The 17,033-nt window shown below is 34.8% G+C and carries 16 protein-coding genes; 8 read left to right on the top strand and 8 right to left on the bottom strand.

What is annotated here, in order from left to right; translation table 11 throughout:
• Window positions 1–2: 2 nt before the first annotated feature.
• From EKL99_RS02425 to EKL99_RS02440, 4 genes are all read left to right on the top strand, one after another.
• On the top strand, window positions 3–1,094 hold the full coding sequence (locus EKL99_RS02425) for a c-type cytochrome (RefSeq protein ID WP_197037197.1): 1,092 nt from the start codon (window positions 3–5) through the stop codon (window positions 1,092–1,094).
• Window positions 1,091–1,516: a DsrE family protein gene (locus EKL99_RS02430; RefSeq protein ID WP_126462786.1), complete on the top strand. Its 426-nt coding sequence runs from the start codon at window positions 1,091–1,093 to the stop codon at window positions 1,514–1,516. Before EKL99_RS02425 ends, EKL99_RS02430 begins: the two co-directional genes overlap by 4 nt.
• Before the next feature lie 85 nt (window positions 1,517–1,601).
• On the top strand, window positions 1,602–3,296 hold the full coding sequence (locus EKL99_RS02435) for a bifunctional UDP-sugar hydrolase/5'-nucleotidase (RefSeq protein WP_126462789.1): 1,695 nt from the start codon (window positions 1,602–1,604) through the stop codon (window positions 3,294–3,296).
• Between the two features lie 136 nt (window positions 3,297–3,432).
• The gene (locus EKL99_RS02440) at window positions 3,433–4,863 is read left to right on the top strand and encodes an OprD family outer membrane porin (RefSeq protein ID WP_126462792.1); all 1,431 of its coding nucleotides are present in this window, start codon (window positions 3,433–3,435) and stop codon (window positions 4,861–4,863) included.
• Window positions 4,864–5,297: 434 nt separating this feature from the next.
• Here the strand turns inward: EKL99_RS02440 and EKL99_RS02445 are convergent, their stop codons facing one another.
• Complete coding sequence (locus EKL99_RS02445) at window positions 5,298–5,744, bottom strand: tellurite resistance TerB family protein (RefSeq protein WP_126462796.1); 447 nt, start codon at window positions 5,742–5,744, stop codon at window positions 5,298–5,300.
• Window positions 5,745–6,144: 400 nt separating this feature from the next.
• On the opposite strand from EKL99_RS02445, the gene katG reads away from it, so the two are divergent.
• Window positions 6,145–8,397: a catalase/peroxidase HPI gene (gene katG, locus EKL99_RS02450; RefSeq protein ID WP_126462799.1), complete on the top strand. Its 2,253-nt coding sequence runs from the start codon at window positions 6,145–6,147 to the stop codon at window positions 8,395–8,397.
• Window positions 8,398–8,474: 77 nt separating this feature from the next.
• Here katG and EKL99_RS02455 read toward each other — a convergent pair whose 3' ends face one another.
• From EKL99_RS02455 to glyA, 7 genes are all read right to left on the bottom strand, one after another.
• A complete protein-coding gene (locus tag EKL99_RS02455) occupies window positions 8,475–8,903 on the bottom strand; it encodes a DoxX family protein (RefSeq protein WP_126462804.1) in 429 nt (142 codons plus the stop codon).
• Window positions 8,904–9,222: 319 nt separating this feature from the next.
• Window positions 9,223–9,720: a GNAT family N-acetyltransferase gene (locus EKL99_RS02460; protein ID WP_126462807.1), complete on the bottom strand. Its 498-nt coding sequence runs from the start codon at window positions 9,718–9,720 to the stop codon at window positions 9,223–9,225.
• A 20-nt stretch (window positions 9,721–9,740) separates the two neighbouring features.
• Entirely contained in the window at window positions 9,741–11,537 is a 1,797-nt protein-coding gene (locus tag EKL99_RS02465; protein ID WP_126462809.1) for an ATP-binding protein, read from the bottom strand.
• Between the two features lie 10 nt (window positions 11,538–11,547).
• Entirely contained in the window at window positions 11,548–12,000 is a 453-nt protein-coding gene (locus tag EKL99_RS02470; protein ID WP_231507360.1) for a response regulator, read from the bottom strand.
• 29 nt (window positions 12,001–12,029) lie between these two features.
• Entirely contained in the window at window positions 12,030–12,590 is a 561-nt protein-coding gene (locus tag EKL99_RS02475; protein ID WP_126462812.1) for an AraC family transcriptional regulator, read from the bottom strand.
• A gap of 195 nt (window positions 12,591–12,785) precedes the next feature.
• Window positions 12,786–13,379, bottom strand: a complete 594-nt coding sequence (locus EKL99_RS02480; protein WP_126462815.1) for a tRNA-(ms[2]io[6]A)-hydroxylase — start codon at window positions 13,377–13,379, stop codon at window positions 12,786–12,788.
• Between the two features lie 124 nt (window positions 13,380–13,503).
• Window positions 13,504–14,778 (bottom strand): serine hydroxymethyltransferase, encoded by a 1,275-nt coding sequence (gene glyA / locus EKL99_RS02485; protein ID WP_126553685.1) that lies wholly within the window; start codon window positions 14,776–14,778, stop codon window positions 13,504–13,506.
• Window positions 14,779–14,887: 109 nt separating this feature from the next.
• Here glyA and fahA point away from each other — a divergent pair, with 109 nt between their 5' ends.
• From fahA to EKL99_RS14855, 3 genes are all read left to right on the top strand, one after another.
• A complete protein-coding gene (fahA, locus tag EKL99_RS02490; protein ID WP_126462821.1) occupies window positions 14,888–16,171 on the top strand; it encodes a fumarylacetoacetase in 1,284 nt (427 codons plus the stop codon).
• Between the two features lie 219 nt (window positions 16,172–16,390).
• Window positions 16,391–16,684, top strand: coding sequence for a hypothetical protein (locus EKL99_RS14850; protein ID WP_370453897.1), 294 nt, complete (start codon window positions 16,391–16,393; stop codon window positions 16,682–16,684).
• Window positions 16,685–16,809: 125 nt separating this feature from the next.
• Window positions 16,810–16,998 carry a hypothetical protein gene (locus EKL99_RS14855; RefSeq protein ID WP_143392182.1) on the top strand — a complete coding sequence of 63 codons (189 nt, stop codon included), beginning with the start codon at window positions 16,810–16,812 and terminating at the stop codon, window positions 16,996–16,998.
• Window positions 16,999–17,033: the final 35 nt, after the last annotated feature.

The raw sequence follows: 17,033 nt of genomic DNA on the forward strand, positions 1-17,033 counted from the left end.
CTATGAATCCAGAAAAACAAAATATCATTCCATTTAAATCGCTCGTAAAAAGGCTAATCTATCTGTTTATAACCATTATCTTCCTGGTAATGGTTTTCTTCGTCGGTTTGTTTTTCAATACCACAATTACCGCTTCGTTTCAAAATAATGATTCAAATCTCGATTCTCTTTATATCGATGCAAAGAAAAAAGTGATTTTGCAAAATGAAACGGCAAAATTCTGGAAAGCGGCTGACATCGCTCTGATTAAAGATTCAACTTTAAAACAGGAAGTAGAATATGGCAAAGATCTAATTGCGCATACGGCAAAATATTTGGGTCCAAATGGCAGTGTCAAACCAATTACTAATGGAATGAATTGCAACAATTGCCATCTGGATGCCGGTACAAAGCCTTGGGGAAACAATTATGGTTCCGTATATTCGATGTATCCAAAAATGAGAGCCCGAAGCGGGCAAGTAGAAGATCTTTATAAAAGAGTCAACGATTGCATCGAGAGAAGTTTGAATGGTCAGCCTCTGGAAAGAGATGAAAAGGAAATGAAAGCCATGATCGCGTACATTGAATATATTGGCAGTAATGTACCTAAAGGGAAAGAATCGAATGCCTCGGGAATTTATGATCTGGAATATTTAAATCGTGCTGCCGATCCCCTAAAAGGAAGCGCATTGTATAATAAAAAATGTGCCAGTTGCCATCAAATGAATGGTCAGGGAATTTTGGCCGAAGATAAAAAGGAATACACCTATCCGCCACTTTGGGGCAAAAATTCATATAATAACGGCGCAGGATTGTTTAGAATCAGTCGGTTTGCCGGCTATATAAAATACAATATGCCATTGGGTGCATCTTATGAAAGACCTCAATTATCCGATGAAGAATCTTGGGATATTGCTGCTTATGTAGAAAATCTGGAAAGACCGTCGAAAGATTTAAGTCAAGACTGGCCCAATATTACCAAAAAACCGGTGGATCATCCTTTTGGTCCATTTTCAGATTCATTTACGGAAACCCAACATAAATTTGGACCTTTCAAACCAATAAAAGCCGAAAAAACGAAAAACAAAAAAAACAATCTTAAAACTCCATTATGAAAAACCTAACGCTTTCATTTATCCTGGTATTTATCATGATTTCCATTGGCACATTGGCACAAAAAAAAGCGCAAAACCACAAAATCGTTTTTCAGTTTACCAATGCTACTGATACTTTGCAACAAAAAGCAATTGTAAACCAACTAAAAAATCTAACGACATATTGGCCAAATGCCAAATACGAAGTAGTAATTCACAGTATGGGTTTACCATTTGTAATGACTGCAAAATCAAAACAATTAGAATCCATAAAAGCGCTACGGGCAAAAGGAGTTCGTTTTTTAGTATGCGAAAACACAATGAAAAGTCAGAAAGTAACCAAAGACCAATTAATCTCCGAAGTAGAATATGTGCCGGTTGGAATTGCTGAAATTGTAGAAAAACAAGAGCAAGGCTGGAGCTATATAAAGGGAGGATTTTAAATACCAGTACCGATTATTTTTAGCAAAATAAAATGAACTACCGTATCAAAATCTGTTAAAAAACAAACCTAAAAACCTAAAAAAGATGAGCAATAACCGAAGAAATTTCCTGAAATCAGTAGGAACTTTAAGTCTAGGCGCAGTGATTATTTCACCTATTTCCGTTATTGCAAATACAACTGAGCCCACAGAAAAAAACTTGAATATAGCAATCGATGGTACTAAACCGCAAACAATTACTATTCTTCAAACCACTGATGTGCATTGTCAGATTCATCCGCATGATGAGTTATTTTGGGAAAATGGGAAAGCTGTTTTTAGAAAAACGGGCGGTTATGCCTACATGGCAACTTTACTGAAACAACTCAAAAAGAAAAACCCAAATACGTATACCATTGACACCGGCGACATGTTTCAAGGTAGCGAATTAAGCGTAGAAACTACCGGTGAAGCTTTTGTTCCCATTTTAAATGCATTGAATTACGACTTATATCTTCCCGGAAATTGGGAGGTGATTTATGGAAAAAGAAAGATGCAAACGTTATTAGGTTCCCTTGATGCACCAAAAATTTGTACCAATATGTATCATGACCTGGGCAATGGAAAACGTGGGGAACTTATTTTTCAACCGTATACTATTTGGCATGTTGCCGGAGCAAAAATTAGTTTTTTAGGATATACTGATCCATTAGTACCGCTAAGACAAAGTCCCAATTACAGCAAAGGTATTATCTATACTGATCCTGAAGAAAATCTGGCGCATTATGTGGATGTCCTTAGAAATCAGGAACAATGCAGCTATGTACTTATAATTGCACACTTGGGCCTGTCCCAACAAATAGCATTGGCAAACCGACCGGAATGTGAGGGTGTAAACTACATTTTGGGTGGCGATACACATGAAAGAGTGCGCAAACCAATTGTTTGTAAGTATTCAAAAGTGGTTGAACCGGGAGCTTTTGGTTCGTTTATTGGAAAATTAGATTTAACCATTCTCAACGGAAAAGTCATTGAGGACAACTATGAACTACTGGAAGTTGACTCTCCAAAAATAAAACCGGATGCAACAATAGAAAAATTATTAATAGAAAAAGAATTCGTTTATCAGGAACAAATTAATACCATTATTGGATACAGCACGATTCCTTTGTACCGCTATTTTGTAGTAGAAAATCCAATTGACACAATGATCCTGAATGCCTTACACTGGAAATTTCCAGATATTGATATTAATCTTTCGAATGGATTTCGCTTTTGTCCACCAAAAACAACACCGGATCAAACCGGAAACATTCCTATTACAAACGGATTTATCTTTGATATGTTACCAGTTGACAGCACAGTAAGAACAGCCAAAGTTACCGGAAAGCAATTGAAAAACTGGCTGGAAAAAGAATTAAACAATGTTTTTGCTGATGACGCTTCTAAACGCTTTGGTGGATGGGTAGTTAAGTTCAAAGGAATGGAAGTCCGCTTTAATGCTTTTGCCGAAATGGACAAAAGAGTTCAAAGTATTACGATGAAAAATACGCCATTAGATCCTGATAAATTGTATTCAATCATGGCCTGTGAGCGTGACGGAGATCCTGTGGACATGCTTTGCAGGATGAAAGGCGTCATGGATGCTAAAAACACTAATGAAACCTTGCATTCGGTGATGAGAGATTATTTAAAACAAAATTCTCCTGTTACACCTACACCGCAAAAAAACGCAATAATTCTTGATGCTCCTGAAACACTCTTAACTCAAGTTACCGGTGTTGATTATACTTTCAGATAATAATTAAGTCGTAAAGTCAAAAGTCATAAAGTCGAATGTTTAAACATTCGGCTTTATTTTTTGAGCCAATGTGATAAAAGTTACCTCCCATTTATAGGACTCCGATTATTTTTGTAAAAAAATTAAAGACTTACAAATGAAATCTTTTTTCGCTATATTAATCTCAACTTTTTTACTTTTAATTAGTTTCCATTCCTCGGCACAATATCAGGAAGTTTCGAATAAGCCAGCCGTTTGGAAAGAGAAAAATAATAAAAAAATTGATTCCACCTCGATTTTAAATGCTTTCAAAAACGGAAACTTCATCGGCCATTTTCGCTATTTTTTTATGAGTACCAACAATGAAAGTGGCTTATCTGATTATTATGCCAATGCTGTTGGTGGCGGTGTAAAGTTTGAAACGGCTAAATTTCATAATTTTCAATTTGGGGTCAGTGGCTATTACATTTATGATATCGGTTCTTCTGATTTTTCTAAAAAAGATCCGGTAACAAATTTATCCAATAGATATGAAGTAGCGCTTTTTGATTTTCAAAACGTATCAAGTAAAGACAATTTAAGCCGGTTAGAAGAATTATTTTTAAAATACAACTACAAAAATTCTAATGTAACCCTTGGAAAACAACTACTGAATACGTCGTTCATAAATCTGCAGGACGGCAGAATGCGGCCTACTGAAGTCGATGGAATATGGATCGATTTTAATGAACTCAAAAAAACTAAAATAAATGTAGGGTACCTATACGGAATTTCGCCACGAAGTACCATGAAATATTTCAGAATTGCAGAATCCATAGGGATTTACCCAACTGGCGTGAATCCCGATGGAACAAAATCCGATTATGCAGGGAATTTAGACAGTAACGGAATTTATATTGTAGGCATACAAAATGAATCGATAAAGAATTTAAAAACACTTATATGGAACCAATATGCTGAGAATATATTCAATTCGGCGCTATTGCAAATGGACTACAAATACAATTTAAATCCAAACTCGAAACTGCTTTTTGGTTTTCAGACGATTTACCAAAATGCCTTGAATTTCGGCGGAAATAAAAATCCACGCAAAACCTATTTTGAAAAAAATGGCAATTCACAAACTTTTGGTGGAAGATTAGGCTGGCAGAATAAAAAAATAGAAATTACTTTAAATTACAATCGAATAACTGCTAAAGGAAGGTATTTAATGCCACGAGAATGGGGACGAGACCCGTTTTACACCTTTATGGCCAGAGAACGGAATGAAGGTTTTGGAGATGTGCATGCGGTAATGACCAAAATACAATATACGAATCCTAAAAAAATATTCAAATCGCATTTGGCTGTAGGTTATTTTGATTTGCCAGACGTGAAAAATGTTTCCTTAAATAAATACGAATTGCCTTCTTATTTGCAGACCAATGCTGATGTTCGCTACCAATTTCAGGGGATGTTAAAAGGGTTTGATGCGCAATTATTGTATGTACACAAGTTCAATGCGGGTGAAACCTATGCTAACAAAAATTATATTTTAAATAAAACGAATATGAGTACTATTAGTTTTATACTCAATTTCAATTTTTAAAATATGGCTTTTTTTTTTAATCCAAATAATAAAATTTCATGATCAGATAGTGCAGCACTAAATACAGTAAAGTTCCCACTATGATTAATGTAACTAGACAACTGATCAAATTGAGTACAACATTAGGGATAAACTTCAGTCTGGGATGCGTGATTATGGGTTCCCTATGAAGTTTTTTGTGAATACTTTCCTTTGCTATTTTGATTTTCTTTTTGATGGTCAATAGTTTTTTTTAAAACAACAGTCGCGAATAATTCTTGTTGTTTTTGGTTCCGTAATTACAGTATTCTAAAGTACATAATAAATTCAACATAAATAACGCATCAAACCAAAAAAGAGTATTGCAATTCAAAATACTCTTCTAATTGTTAGTCTTACAAAATCAGTGTAGATCAAACCTCTTTTATATTATGACACGGTTTACATTGGCCTGTTTATATCTCTTTGTTATTTCCTTTATTTTTCAAGAATATCACTTCAATTATTTTACTGGTCATTGCTGCCTTTATTTGGAGTCGATTAGACAATACTTCAATTATGTTTTTTTCTTCCTTCTCCAATTTTCCATCCGCAAGTAGTACTTCTAATGCAAGTGCAAAAACGGTTTCTTTATCTTCTTTCTGGATCCATTCACAACAGGCAGAAAGATATTTTAATTGCCCCATTTCAATTCTTAAAGTATAGGATTTTGCATAAAGAGGCGCAATATCGATTCCTATAAATTGTTCTTTAGAATGCAATACTCTTGATAATGCTGCTGTTTCCGAATCAGTAATTTGATTGTCCGCAGAAATGCAAGAATATAAAATTCCAACCCAAGCTTCATGAGCTGATACTATCGGATTTTGATCCTTACTTTTTTTATCGTCAAATAAACTCATTTTTTTGTTTTTTGGATTAAAGTTACAGCTAACAGCACCAAGGATGGCTTAGTTTGGGATTAAATTATCATTTATTTTTTAGTTCGCACTAAATTTATCAGTATAAGAAGTGTTATCTCAATTGAGATATTCCATAACCACCTTTGCTATTCCATTTCCTTTATTTAAACATAAATCAGAACTAAAAAAAAGTGGAGCCCAATTCTAGTAAACTAGTGCACTTAAAACCAAAAGAATACCAAGACACAAATGCAGATGACTTTTTAATTGATTATTCTTAATAAATTGATAAATTCAGAATTAATGACAACCACTATAGTTTTTATCTATTAAAAATTAATTTAGGAAAAGTAATTTGTATGTAACTTTGCTTTAAAGAAAATAAAAAACAAATCATACTATGGAAAATAACACAAACCCGAGCTCCAAATCTTACGATGTCAACGGAGAAAACAAATGTCCATTTAATCATGGTGCGAGTGCTGGTACTCCTGCAAAGCATGGTGCTGGTTCAGCTTCCTCAAATCGAGACTGGTGGCCAAATCAGTTAAAATTAAACATTTTACGCCAACACTCTGAACTGTCAAACCCAATGGGGGATTCGTTCAATTATGCGGAAGAGTTCAAGTCTTTAGATTATGCTGCCTTAAAGCAAGATATTATGGATTTATTGAATACTTCACAAGATTGGTGGCCGGCAGATTATGGTTTTTACGGAGGATTCTTTATTAGAATGGCATGGCATAGTGCAGGAACTTATCGTATTGCTGATGGACGCGGTGGTTCTGGAGCTGGTACACAACGATTTGCACCACTAAACAGTTGGCCTGATAATGCGAATCTAGACAAGGCTCGTTTGTTACTATGGCCCATCAAACAAAAATATGGCAGAAAAATTTCTTGGGCTGATTTATTAATTTTAAGTGGTAACTGTGCATTTGAATCCGCAGGATTTAAAACTTTCGGTTTTGCTGGAGGTCGTGAGGATGTTTGGGAACCAAATGAAGATATTTATTGGGGTTCAGAACGGGAATGGTTAGGTGACAATCGTTACAATGAAGAACGCGAATTAGAACAACCGCTAGCCGCAGTTCAAATGGGATTAATCTATGTAAATCCAGAAGGGCCTAATGGAAATCCAGATCCAGTATTGGCCGCTCATGATATTCGTGAAACGTTTGCTCGTATGGCAATGAATGATGAAGAAACCGTAGCGTTAAGTGCCGGTGGACATACATTAGGTAAAACCCACGGTGCTGCAGATCCAAATAAATATGTAGGACGAGAACCGGCTTCAGCCCCTATTGAGGAGCAAAGTAAAGGCTGGAAAAACAGCTTCGGTACCGGAAATGCAGGGGATACAATAACCAGCGGTCTTGAAGGAGCATGGACAACAACACCTGCAAAATGGAGTAATAACTATTTTGAAAATCTCTTTGGATACGAATGGGAATTGACCAAAAGTCCAGCTGGTGCCCATCAGTGGAAACCAAAAGGGGATGCAGGCGCTGGCACGGTGCCAGATGCTCATGATCCTTCCAAAAGTCATCAACCGTTTATGCTGACTACAGATCTTTCATTACGTTTTGATCCTGCTTATGAAAAAATATCAAGACGCTTTCTAGAAAATCCGGCAGAATTTAATGATGTATTTGCCAGAGCATGGTTCAAGCTTACTCACAGAGATATGGGACCAAAAGTACGCTATCTGGGACCAGAAGTTCCTGCTGAAGAACTAATTTGGCAAGATCCAATTCCTGCGGTTACACATCCATTGGTTAATGATCAAGATATAGTTAACCTTAAAACTATTATTCTTGCTTCAGGATTGTCTGTTTCAGAATTAGTTTCAACTGCGTGGGCATCTGCCTCTACTTTCCGTGGTTCTGACAAACGTGGGGGAGCTAATGGGGGTCGCATTCGTCTTGCTCCACAAAAAGACTGGAAAGTGAACAACCCAGCACAACTGGAAAAAGTGCTTAACAAACTTGAGAATATCAAAAAAGAGTTCAATAGTGCTCAATCTGATAGTAAACAAGTTTCAATTGCTGATTTAATTGTTTTAGGTGGTAGTGCAGCGATAGAGAAAGCGACATCAATAGCAGGTCAAACTATCTCAGTACCATTTACACCTGGACGTACAGATGCATCACAAGAACAAACAGATATAGAATCATTTGACGTTCTTGAGCCTCAAGCAGATGGTTTCCGTAACTATGTTAAAACAAAATATACGATATCAGCAGAAGAAATGCTGATTGACAAAGCGCAATTATTGACCTTAACAGCTCCAGAAATGACTGTTCTTGTAGGCGGTATGCGTGCATTAAATTCAAACTTCGATCAGTCTCAAAATGGTGTTTTCACGAAACATCCAGAAACCCTTACAAACGATTTCTTTGTAAACCTACTTGATTTAAGTACCACCTGGAAAGCAGTTTCTGAGTCAGATGACGCATTCGTAGGAAGTGATCGTACAACAGGCGGATTGAAGTGGATAGGAACTCGTGTAGATCTTATTTTTGGTTCTAATACGGAACTAAGAGCCATAGCTGAAGTTTACGGGTATAAAAACGGTCAAGAAAAATTTGTAAAGGACTTTGTAGCAGCATGGACTAAGGTGATGAACCTAGACCGTTTTGACTTACTTTAATTTAGATTTTATAATTTGTTTAAAAAGGTGGTCTGGCAACAGACCATCTTTTTTTATTTGTAATTGGATTTACAAGTTCATTCATTCTTCATCAAAGCTTTATCCACAGACCAAAATCCACTCCCTTTTATTAGTAAATAAAAACTACCTAAAAGCATTGCCCAATCAGTTCTGCTACCATGAAGCAGTTCCCAAAATCCGTTTTCTAAATAAACATCTGATTTTGTTGTTGCAAATGCTACTAGCATAACTATAAGTAAAGGAATACTTGCTAAGCGCGAACACAACCCAATTAAAAGTAAGACGCCACAAATAATTTCAAATGCACCAACAAAACTTCCTAATAAATCAGGTGAAGGCAAACCTATTTTTTCAAATCTCCCAGCTCCGCGAATTGCTGGAAACAAAAACTTTTGAATACCTTCCGATAAAAACACTGCTCCTACTATGAAACGAATGATTATTGTGGTTTTTGAATTGTCTGTATTAATGATTTTTTCTAACATATTATTTTCTTATTAGTGATTCTGTTTGTGGGTGTCTTGATCGTAAAAAAAGGTGCGTTTTCCATTGCATGACATCGGTTACAGTTGATTGTTATATTCTCAAATTCTTTATTAAAGATCAAGGTGTCCTTACTTTGAATACTTTTTTTCATTTCGGGTAAAATAACCGTCAAAAAATGGTCGGCTGATGCTGCTCTTTTGGGACTCCGCTCAAGTCCATTTTTTATGGTGGTGTACTGTCATCTACTTTTATAACTCCGGAAGTATACGCACTCTTCCTAACTTCTCCTGCTGTTGTTCAATAAGCAATTTTTGGTGATTATAGCTTTTTTTCCATTCTGTAGTCTTCCATTTTATACCCGTGCTTTAGTTCAATATCCTCTTCGGAAACAATTTCAAACCCTATTTTTTTATAAAAAGACAATGCGTTGTTGAATTTATTTACGTTCAAAGAGACCGCAACCGAATTATTTTCTCTAGCCAAATTTTCAATTGTATCAATCAATAGCTTCCCTGCTCCTTTTCCTTGTGCTTCTGGAAGCAAATAAATCTTGTGCAGCCGCGTTAGGTTTTGCGCTAAGTAATTATGTGAATAAGAGGCAAAACCAAGGCAAAATTCATCCTGATGTACCAAAAGAAAACGATGTCCTTTTTGGATCAAATTTTCAAGTAATGCGTGTTCTGAATAAAAGAGCTCAAGCATATAGTCAATTTGTTCTTTTGACAATATGGCTCCATAAGTTTGAGGCCAAGTTTTATAGGCAATCTCCTGAATGGTTTTTAAATCTTTCGTAGTAGCTTCTGATATTGTTACCATTCTGTTTTTTAGTAATATAATTAAATCACATCCCCTTTTGGAATAAAAATATAAAATTTAGCCCCTACATTTGGCTTCCCTTTTACTTGTATAAAACCATTGTGGTTGTCTACAATTCTACTGCAAATAGCCAATCCCAACCCGGTTCCTGAATATTTAGAATCAGTTTCCAAACGCTTGAACAAAAGAAATATTTTTTCGGCATATTCCTGTTTAAAACCTATTCCGTTATCAGTAACAACAATCTTATAATACTCGTCTTTATTGCTTATTTTATACTCCCGGACTTCTTTATCCGTAATGTTTTTAGAAGTGATACTTATTTCAGGAGCTGTATCTTCCTTGCTGTATTTAAGTGAATTGGAAATCAAATTAATAAAGAGCTGTTTAATTTGAAAAGGTATTGCAGTAATGGTTGGTAATTTACCTATTTGAATTTCGGCTTTTTTCTCTTCAATATTTGATGATAAATCCTGGAGTATTTCGCCCAAAACTACATTCAAATCCGTTGTTACAAAAACTTTATCGCCTTTTATAGTTCTGGAATAATTGACTAAATCAATTAATAACGTTTGCATTCTGTTAGCTGCCACTCGTACTTTAGAAAAATATTCCTTCCCTTGTCGTGAAATCAAGTCCAATTCTTTTTCTTCCAGTCTGGAAATGAACATTTGAATCTTACGAAGCGGTTCTTGCAAATCATGGCTTACAATGTCATTAAAAGCTTCCAGTTCTGTATTAATATATTTTAGTTCTTTGTTACTTTCTTCTAATTCAAGTGTTTTTTTATATTGATTAGTGATATCATAATTTACCCCAATTTTTATTAAATCTCCTTTTCCATTAGTAGTAAAACTTCCAACACCCATAATATATTTGATATCGCCGTTTGGTGTTAAAAACCGAAATATCATGGAAGTCGACTGGTGATTTATCAAAGAATCCAGGTGTACTTTAGTTACATATTCTAAATCATCGGGATGTATGTATGGAATCGAATTTTCAATATTAGGTTCGAAAGCTTTAGGCTCAACTCCCATTAAACGGAATAAATTATCTGAAAAAGTATACTTTTTTGTTTCTATATTAACCATCCAATGTCCAAAACCTGCTGTTTTTTCTGCAGCGTTGTAGGATTCGTTTAGTAAATTTAATGCGTCATTTGCTTTTTTAAGTTCGTCAATATCAACATTCATTTTTTGAAAGGAAAGCAATAAAATCAAAAGCGAGAGGATGACTAATAAAAAAGCCGTAATTAAGGAGTCCTGCAATTCAAATTGATGGTTGTCATTTTGAAATTTTGTTTTTCTACTTTCCGAAAATATAATTTCGGTCACAAAGGATTTCATTTCTTCAGTGACTTTACTACTTTCGAGTAACTTTGCATTTAAATCAATCGGGCCGGAATTTTTACTTTTAGCAATAATGTAGGTTTGTCTGAATAACTTAAAGCGGTAATCGATGATTTTTTCGAGCTGTTCAATATCTTTATTTCTCAAAGCGTTATTAGCGGTCAACTCTTTTAACTTTTTGATGCTTTCCTCTATTTTTCCTCTGCTCAAAAACCGATTTTCAATATAGCTATCTTCTTTTGTTATGATATAACTCCGCAAACTCGTTTCGTAAATACTAATAATCGACAAAAGTTTCTCTAATTCGATTTGGGTTTCATTTGAATTTGCAATTAATTCAACTGTTGAATCCAGTTTTTCCATTTGAGAATAAAACATTGAAGCAATATAACAAACCACAACAATTGCAATGGCCAATGCTATTTTAAAGACTTGAGAATTTTTATATAGTCCTAAAATTTTCATTTATTCTTTTTTATATGCTAAAGAAAAAAGTTTCTATGTTTAGTCCTGAAGAATGAAATTGCCAATTCATGTGTACAACTTCCTTGATTACTTTTTTCAACATTATAAAGTCATTTGGCTTTTTAATATAAATATTGGCTCCTTTAATAAAAGTATCTTCAATATCTTTCTCTGAGGAAGAAGTAGAATATATTGCAATTGAAACCTCTTTAAATCGGCTGTTGGCTCTAATCTCATTCAAACAATCCAGTCCTGTTTTTCCGGGCATATTCAAATCCAGAAATAAAACATGGGGCAACTTACTCAATGGGTTTTCTAAATAATCCATCAGGTCTTTACCATCTTTAAACAGTGTTAAATCATTATTCATTTTGAGTTCTTGCAAAGCTTCACTAAAAAAAGTGCGATCATCTTCGTCATCATCAGCCAGAAGAATATGCATTGAATCTTGGTGTGCAATCATAAAATAGGGAATTATTTTTTAAATTTTATTTATTCTTTGTTTGATAATTTCCTTCTTTTACCTACAATTCTTTTAAACAAGGAAGGAGTTAATCCGGTTACTTTTTTAAATTGCGTAGACAAATAGGCTACACTGCTATAGTTTAACTCATACGAAATCTCCGTTAAAGTCAGTTTCTCTTCAATTATTAATTTTTTTGCTCTTTCAATCTTTTGAATAATAATGAAATTCTCAATAGAGGTATGGGTATATTCTGAAAAAACATTAGTGATATACCCATATCTGAAGTTCAGTTTGTCTGCTAAATATTGAGATATCGTTACGTCCGGAAATTTATCTTTATCGTACACTATTTCTATAATAGCATCTTTAATTTTTTGAATTAATTGTGCTTTTGGATTATTGATAATTTGAATCCCATATTTTTTTAAAACATCCTGAAGTGCGTTCAAACTCTCTTCTGAAATAGCATCCACAATTTCAATTTGCCCTAAGTCTAAAAGTTGATAATTAATCTCTAATTTTTCTAATTGCTCTTGCAATATAGCCCTGCAAGCTATGTTTCCATCATAATTAAAATTGAGCTTCATAGCAATAGATAATTGTTAGAATTAAATTTAAAAACATAAATATAAATCAAAAAATATAAATTTACAGCAAAAAAAAATAGTTTAGAATTAAAACAGCATTCTTTAAAAAGAAATAAAACACAAATTACTGATTACTAGTATAATTACACGAATATAAATTTATTTAAAATAAAAATAAAAACACATAAATAGATTTTATCCATGAATTGTTTCTTTATTTCCATAATTTGTTATAACATTCTCCTCAAATTCCAGCCATTCTCTCCATCGTTTTTCAACATCGATTCCTACCCCATATTTACGTGCATAGGTTATAAAAGTGGTATAATGTCCTGCTTCGCTTTCCATTAAATTCCTATAAAAAATAGCTAATTCTTCATCGTTGATATTCTCTGAAAGCACCTTGAAACGCTCACAGCTTCTGGCCTCTATCATAGCTGAAAACAATAACCGTTCCACTAAAGCAGAAATCCTGTTTCCGGTAGCGTTTTTTTTCATGTACAGATACAGTTCATTGACATAATCATCCTTACGCTCGCGTCCCAACTTTAGGCCGCGTTTAATGATAATATCATGTACTTGCTCAAAATGATCAAGTTCTTCTTTGGCCAAAGCCAATAAATCCTTCACTAGATCCTGATGCTCCGAGTTATTGGTAATTATTGTAATCGCATTTGTGGCTGCTTTCTGTTCGCACCAAGCGTGATCTGTGAGAATTTCCTCGATATTTTTTTCTACAATATTGACCCATCTGGGATCTGTTGGTAATTTTAATCGTAGTACGGACATTTTTTTAGTCTTAAAGTTAGAAAGTCATAAAGTCATAAAGTCGAAAGCCAAAAACTAAGACAGAATATTAAATTCTAATCAAAGACTTTCGACTTTCGACTTCAAAACCTTTAAGACGTATTTTTTAGTATACGAAGATAGCTCTTTCGCTCATCATTTCGTTTACTTTATTGGCTACTTCTTCGATAATATCTTCATCCGTATGGTTCATTAATACCCGGTCTATTAATGCCACAATGGTTTCCATATCTTCCTCAACCAGACCACGAGTGGTAATAGCTGGAGTTCCTACACGAATACCTGAGGTTACAAATGGTGATTTATCATCAAAAGGTACCATGTTTTTATTCACAGTAATTTCTGCTTTTACCAATGCATTTTCAGCATCTTTTCCAGAAATATTTTTATTTCTTAAATCAATTAGCATCATGTGATTGTCCGTGCCGCCAGAAATGATTTCGTACCCTCTTTTTACAAAAGCATCTGCCATTGCATTTGCGTTTTTTTGCAATTGTAACGCATAGGTGAAAAATTCATCTTTCAAAGCTTCGCCAAACGCGACTGCTTTTGCAGCAATAATATGCATTAACGGACCACCTTGATTTCCTGGGAAAACGGCCAAGTCTAATAAGGAAGACATCATTCTGATTTCTCCTTTTGGAGTGGTTAAACCAAATGGATTTTCGAAATCTTTACCCATCAAAATTAATCCTCCACGAGGGCCACGCAATGTTTTGTGAGTTGTAGTAGTTACAATATGGCAATGGGGCAATGGATCATTCATCAAGCCTTTGGCGATAAGCCCGGCAGGGTGAGAAATATCTGCTAATAAAATAGCGCCAACACTATCAGCAATTACTCTGAATCGCTCAAAATCCATATCACGAGAATAAGCCGAAGCGCCTGCGATGATTAGTTTTGGTTGCTCTTTAGTGGCTATTTCTTGAATTTTATCGTAATTTAACCGTCCAGTTTCTTTGTCAACACCATAAAAAGACGGAGTATACAAACGTCCCGAGAAATTTACAGGAGAACCATGCGTTAAGTGCCCACCATGAGACAAGTCAAAACCTAAAATTTTATCTCCTGGTTTGATACAAGCGTGGTAAACCGCTGTATTGGCTTGAGAACCAGAATGTGGCTGTACATTTGCATATGCAGCACCAAATAATTCTTTAGCTCGATCAATAGCAATTTGTTCCACAACATCAACTACTTCACAACCGCCGTAGTATCTTTTGCCAGGATACCCTTCAGCATATTTGTTAGTTAAAACAGACCCAGCTGCTTCCATTACTTCATCACTTACGAAGTTTTCCGAAGCGATAAGTTCTAATCCGTGAATTTGTCTTTCTTGTTCTTCCAGAATAAGGTCGAAAATTTGTTCGTCGCGTTGCATTTCTTTGATTTTCGTTAATTTTGATGCAAAAATACAAAAAAACGTTTGGTTAATAGTTAGATTATAATATATTTGATGAGTAATTTTTTAACAAAATAATTAACAAAATATGCCGATAACAGCTAACGATACCAATAGAAAGTCCTGGCTAGAAGTACCATTCAATAGTGATTTTCCCATTCAAAATATTCCTTTTGGTGTTTTTTTAACCAAAGAAAACATCGTAACAGTTGGAACTAGAATTGGAGATTTCGCAATCGATTTGGGTGCTTTACAACAATTAAATTATTTTGAAGGTATAGAACTGACCGATGATATGTTCATGCAGGACACTTTAAATGATTTTATTTCAGACGGCCAAAAAACCTGGCGTTTGGTTCGAAACCGAATTGCTGAAATTTTTGACGAAAAAAATCTGAAATTACAAGATAATACCAAAGACAGAGATATAATCATCTTTGAAATGGAAGATATAGAAATGCAGTTACCCGTATTAATTGGCGATTATACGGATTTTTATTCAAGCAAGGAACACGCTACAAATGTAGGGAAAATGTTTCGCGATCCTGAAAACGCATTATTGCCCAACTGGCTTCACATTCCTGTAGGATATCATGGACGAAGTTCTACCATTATTCCTTCCGGAATTCCTGTACACAGACCTATGGGACAAACCTTACCTAATGGTGAAACCACACCTGTTTTTGGGCCTTCCCGTTCTGTTGATTTTGAACTGGAAACCGCTTTTATCACTACGGATGTCAATATCATGGGAGAAAATATTGCAGTATCCGAAGCCGAAGATTATATTTTCGGAATGGTTTTATTGAATGACTGGAGTGCTCGCGATATTCAAAAATGGGAATACGTGCCGCTAGGCCCCTTCTTAGCAAAAAACTTTGCCACTTCTATTTCACCCTGGATTGTTACTATGGATGCTTTGGAACCCTTTAGAACAAGAGGACCCAAACAAGAACCGACGCCACTTCCCTATTTGCAACAAAAAGGAAAACATTCTTTTGACATTAATTTAGAAGTAGCCATACAACCTGAAAAATCAGAAGCAACTGTGATTTCACGTTCGAATTTCAAATATATGTATTGGACCATGAGCCAGCAATTAGCACACCATACCTCTAATGGTTGCCGTGTAAATTCTGGCGATATGATGGGCTCTGGCACCATTTCAGGCCCTACACCGGACAGTTACGGTTCCATGTTAGAATTATCATGGGGCGGGAAAAATCCTATAAAACTAAAGGATGGAACTGAACGTAAATTCATCAATGATAATGATACTGTTATTATGAAAGGATATTGTCTAAACGGACAAGTACGCATTGGCTTTGGTGAAGTTTCCAGCAAACTGCTCCCTCCTTTTGTTCGCAAATAAAAAATAAAATACTCCTCCAAAAACCTAACAATTGTACTCTTTTTGTTGGGTTTTTTTATGGCTTTTTTTAAGCATTAAACTAAAAACAAAAAAAAATCCACTTAAAATAAACTGCCGGAACAACACCATTATTTAATACTAAACCACAGGGAAAAAATCACCTTTTTATTCTCCTTTTTTGTACTACTCTCCTCATGTGGCGTAAAGCAAACCCAAAACTTGTTAAGCTCCGGAAATTACGATCAGACAATTGATAATTCGAATTTGAATATCAATAAAGACAAAAAAAGCAAGCAGGAATATGTTTATTTGCTGGATGAGGCTGAATTTAAAGGTTTTGATTATGTTTCGGTTTTCACTAAAAACGAAACGAACATGATTATTCCGGTTCGTCTTCAAAATGATTTGTTGGACTTCTGCACATTGGGATTAAACGATAAATGGACTGTTTACCTCAGCAACAAACAAAAAGGAATTGGGTATGATTATGGAATGGCAATCCATTTTAGATAAATTTATATTTCGCCAGAGCAAATTAAAGAAAGATAATTTGTAAAAGAACGCATCATCAAAGACAGTGTCAAAAAACTGATTGATACTAATGGGAAAGAAGTTTTAGACGAAAAAGGAAAGTTGTTATGGTGGATAACCTCAAAACTATAAATGCCACTTACAAAGGAGACCGACTCGCCACTGATGATAATTATTCTTATTTTGACAGAAGTCCAATTCCTTTTCCTAGTAGCGAACAAATGGTTTATGACACTGGAGAAGATTTAAAATCTAAAATTAAAGAAATTATCAACCAAAACAAGTTTAGAAACTGATGTTTTAAAGACTTTACTATTCGATAAACGCCTTG

The sequence above is a fragment of the Flavobacterium sp. ZB4P23 genome (assembly GCF_003970375.1).
In the GTDB taxonomy this organism is placed as follows: Bacteria; Bacteroidota; Bacteroidia; order Flavobacteriales; family Flavobacteriaceae; genus Flavobacterium.

Bases quoted from the DNA above. Each gene is read 5' to 3' on its own strand.
- EKL99_RS02465 (WP_126462809.1), bottom strand. From the start codon at position 11,537: ATGAAAATTTTAGGACTATATAAAAATTCTCAAGTCTTTAAAATAGCA.
- glyA (WP_126553685.1), bottom strand. From the start codon at position 14,778: ATGCAACGCGACGAACAAATTTTCGACCTTATTCTGGAAGAACAAGAA.
- EKL99_RS02460 (WP_126462807.1), bottom strand. From the start codon at position 9,720: ATGGTAACAATATCAGAAGCTACTACGAAAGATTTAAAAACCATTCAG.
- EKL99_RS02455 (WP_126462804.1), bottom strand. From the start codon at position 8,903: ATGTTAGAAAAAATCATTAATACAGACAATTCAAAAACCACAATAATC.
- EKL99_RS02480 (WP_126462815.1), bottom strand. From the start codon at position 13,379: ATGTCCGTACTACGATTAAAATTACCAACAGATCCCAGATGGGTCAAT.
- EKL99_RS02440 (WP_126462792.1), top strand. From the start codon at position 3,433: ATGAAATCTTTTTTCGCTATATTAATCTCAACTTTTTTACTTTTAATT.
- EKL99_RS02425 (WP_197037197.1), top strand. From the start codon at position 3: ATGAATCCAGAAAAACAAAATATCATTCCATTTAAATCGCTCGTAAAA.
- katG (WP_126462799.1), top strand. From the start codon at position 6,145: ATGGAAAATAACACAAACCCGAGCTCCAAATCTTACGATGTCAACGGA.
- EKL99_RS02430 (WP_126462786.1), top strand. From the start codon at position 1,091: ATGAAAAACCTAACGCTTTCATTTATCCTGGTATTTATCATGATTTCC.
- EKL99_RS02475 (WP_126462812.1), bottom strand. From the start codon at position 12,590: ATGAAGCTCAATTTTAATTATGATGGAAACATAGCTTGCAGGGCTATA.
- EKL99_RS02470 (WP_231507360.1), bottom strand. From the start codon at position 12,000: ATGATTGCACACCAAGATTCAATGCATATTCTTCTGGCTGATGATGAC.
- EKL99_RS02435 (WP_126462789.1), top strand. From the start codon at position 1,602: ATGAGCAATAACCGAAGAAATTTCCTGAAATCAGTAGGAACTTTAAGT.
- EKL99_RS14855 (WP_143392182.1), top strand. From the start codon at position 16,810: ATGGTGGATAACCTCAAAACTATAAATGCCACTTACAAAGGAGACCGA.
- fahA (WP_126462821.1), top strand. From the start codon at position 14,888: ATGCCGATAACAGCTAACGATACCAATAGAAAGTCCTGGCTAGAAGTA.
- EKL99_RS02445 (WP_126462796.1), bottom strand. From the start codon at position 5,744: ATGAGTTTATTTGACGATAAAAAAAGTAAGGATCAAAATCCGATAGTA.